Raw genomic sequence first — 3,173 nt, 5'->3', positions numbered from 1 at the left:
GATGGCCGTGTTCGAACTATCGAGGAGATGGACGACGCCGTGACGGAAGAAGCGCGGAGGCGGCATGCTGGCGATTGACACCAATATCATCGTTCGGCTGCTCACCAATGATGAGCATGCCCAGGCGGCCAGAGCCAAGACGCTGTTCGCGGAGAACGAGATTTTTGTCGCCACGACGGTTATGCTGGAGACGGAATGGGTACTCCGAGGCGCCTATAGCCAGCCCAAAGCTGAGGTCATTGCCGCATTGCGCGCTTTTGCCGGGCTTGCGACAGTGAAACTCGAGGATCCGGCCCGCTTGGAAATGGCGCTCACCTTGGCAGCCGGCGGAATGGATTTCGCCGACGCCCTGCATCTGTCGGGCGCGGAAGGATGCGAGGCGTTCGTGACCTTCGATCGGCAATTTGTGAAGTCGGCGTCCGCCAAGTCTACCATCGTCGTTCGCGAGCTATAAAAGTGGCCGGACCAATGCGGGCGCGACGGCGATCTTCCGGAATCGGCTCGAGGACGAAACCGCTACGCGGTAGCAGCGGCGAGGTTCGTGGGGTGGAATAGCTGATGCGCGGAGCCTGACCTGTCTCAAAATCATGGGGTTCAACCCCATGCGAGACAGGAGTTTTCGCGATGATCGACAAGCCCAACAGCCCATTGCGCCAGCGCATGATCGAGGACATGACCTCGCGCCGCTTCAAGGAGAAAGTTCAGAGGGATTACCTCCGCCACGTTCGGAACTTCGCGGTCTTTCTCGGCCGCTCGCCAGACGCCGCCACGGCTGAAGACGTCCGTCTCTATCAGTTGCATCTGGCCGAGCAGAAGATCGGCGCTCCGAGCATCAACGCCGCCGTCGCCGCGCTGCGGTTCTTCTTCAACGTCACGCTCGAACGGCCCGAACTCGCCCGCCATCTTGCTGGCGTGCACATGCCGCGTCGGGCGCCGGTGGTGCTGAGCCAGGAAGAGGTGTCCCTCCTGCTCGAAGCCGCGCCCGGCCTGAAGTACAAGGCCGCGTTCGGCGGCGCTTATGGCGCGGGCCTGCGGGTTTCCGAGGTCGTCGCGCTCAAGGTCTCGGACATCGACAGCCAGCGAATGACCCTGCGCGTCGAACAGGGCAAGGGCCAGCGTGACCGCTATGTCATGCTGTCGCCGCAACTGCTGGAATGGCTGCGCGACTGGTGGCGCGCCGCGCGGCCGCAGGCCTGGCTGTTTCCCGGGCAGAACCCGGTCAACCCGATGTCGGCGCGCCAGTTGAGCCGCGTCGTCAGCGACGCCGCCCGGGCGGCTGGCATCGCCAAGCGCGTGTCGCCCCACATCCTGCGGCACAGCTTCGCCACCCATCTGCTCGAACAGAACGTCGACATCCGCGTGATCCAGGTCTTGTTGGGCCATGCCAAATTGGAGACGACGGCGCTCTACACCCGCGTCGCCGTCAATACGATCCGCGATGTCGCCAGCTCTCTGGAAAAGCTGAAGGACCTGACCGGGCGCGCGCAGCATGCCTGACGCGCGCCGATGACGCGGCCCCCGGGTCACAGCCCGGGGGTCGCCGACATTTTTCACGCCCACGGCGCGGACTGGCGCAAGGCCAACGCTGGCCATGTCAGTCTCGCCCAGTTGAAGGCGATGTCGGCGATCGAACATTGCCGCACCTCGGCGCTCGGCGGCCATGTCGAGCGCTGCGAGGACTGCGCGCACATGCGCATCTCCTACAACTCCTGCGTTATGGGCAAATCCAGTAATGGGGAGTTGGCGTCCCGGCATCAGCATTTTTCTGTGAATTGCAGCGCTCTTGGTCTCCATAACAGAACGGTCCTGCGCCTCCGTCGGCTTGGCCATTGATGGCCGGCCACAAAAGGAGACGAACATGTTGGAGACCTATTTTTCGGCATCGAAGATGCTGGCGCATCTGCGGAGCGGGCCAAGCGGACCGTACCTTGACGGTTTCGCAGGCGCGCTTGAGCGGCAGGGCTATAGCGCCGACACAGCTGTGCGATATTTGCGGGCGGCAGCGCACCTCGGCCATGTCGTGGCTCGGCAAGCGGCGATGCCGAGCGACATTGATCTGGCGGCGTTCAGCGAGCACTTGCGCGCCTGTCGATGTCCGCGAGCCGTGGGAGGGCGTCGCAACCACCACACCATTTTCGGCGCCAGGCTCTTTCGCCAGCACCTTGTCGAAATTGGCGTGTGCCAGTCCGCCGCTGCCGCAATGCAACATGAGGAGCCGAGCCTGGTGACTCGCTTCAAAGTTTGGCTGCGCAAGCATCGCGGGGCGTCCGATTCCACCATCAAGCTTTACGCCCGCGACGCCGCGCACTTGATGGCGGCGCTCGGGGACGACCCAGAAAGGTGGGAACCGGTCGCTGTTCGTAGCTTTTTCCTGGAACGCGCGGACCATTGCGGCAATGGAACCGTCGAGAAGTTGACGACCAGCCTGCGCGCGTTCTTGCGGTATCTCGCTGTCGAAGGCCGCTGCCGAGCAGCTCTCGCCGATGTCGTTCCTGCCTATGCCCATTGGCGGCTCGCCGATTTGCCGCGATATCTGACGGCGGAGCAAGTCAGCCGGCTGATTGCGGCATGCGATGGCGAAGGCGTTGAGCGCCTGCGTGATCGGGCGATCCTCCTGCTCTTGGTGCGCCTCGGGCTGCGGGCCGGCGACGTGGCGCAACTTCGCCTTGACGACATCGAGTGGGAGACGGGTTCGCTGCGAGTCTCGGGCAAGTCGCGCTACGAGGTGCGTCTGCCGCTTCCGCAAGACGCCGGGGATGCGATCGCTGCCTACCTCTTGTGCCGCCCTTCGACCTGCCTGAGCGATCACTTGTTCCTCCGCAATATCGCGGCGTTTCGGCCGTTCCGAAATGGCGACGGCATCTCGTCGGTGGTGAAACGCCTCATGCAGCGGGCCGGCGTCGTGGGGCCGGTCAAGGGGGCGCACGTCCTGCGACACACGGCGGCGACCGAGATGCTGCGTCACGGCGTCCCGCTCGAGAAGATCGGGCTGGTCCTGCGCCACCGAGGCGTCGACACGACAGCCCACTACGCCAAGGTCGACGTCGCGCTCCTGAAGCAAGTCGCGCTGCCCTGGCCGGAGGTCTTCTGATCTTGAAGGCCATCGAAGCTTATCTGGCGCTCCGCCGCGCCACCGGATTCGCGATGCTGAACGCGGAGTGGCTGCTCAAGAG

Annotated in this window: 3 protein-coding genes and 1 pseudogene; all 4 read left to right on the top strand. The window is 64.2% G+C overall.

All coding sequences use genetic code 11. The features are described from left to right. Nucleotides 1-64 precede the first annotated feature (64 nt). The gene (locus tag QZY01_RS17235; RefSeq protein ID WP_294539582.1) at nt 65-454 is read left to right on the top strand and encodes a type II toxin-antitoxin system VapC family toxin; all 390 of its coding nucleotides are present in this window, start codon (nt 65-67) and stop codon (nt 452-454) included. 206 nt (nt 455-660) lie between these two features. Further along, nucleotides 661-1,497, top strand: a complete 837-nt coding sequence (locus QZY01_RS17230) for a site-specific integrase (protein WP_294539577.1) — start codon at nt 661-663, stop codon at nt 1,495-1,497. Nucleotides 1,498-1,506: 9 nt separating this feature from the next. Beyond that, nucleotides 1,507-1,713: pseudogene (locus QZY01_RS17225) on the top strand (transposase zinc-binding domain-containing protein); the annotation flags it as partial. Between the two features lie 145 nt (nt 1,714-1,858). Continuing rightward, nucleotides 1,859-3,091: a tyrosine-type recombinase/integrase gene (locus QZY01_RS17220; RefSeq protein ID WP_294539574.1), complete on the top strand. Its 1,233-nt coding sequence runs from the start codon at nt 1,859-1,861 to the stop codon at nt 3,089-3,091. Nucleotides 3,092-3,173: the final 82 nt, after the last annotated feature.

It is taken from the genome of uncultured Rhodoblastus sp. (genome assembly GCF_903903185.1).
Classification (GTDB): domain Bacteria; phylum Pseudomonadota; class Alphaproteobacteria; order Rhizobiales; family Beijerinckiaceae; genus Rhodoblastus.
Note: the sequence above shows the minus strand (reverse complement) of the source record. Positions and strands in the feature narration are given on the sequence as shown.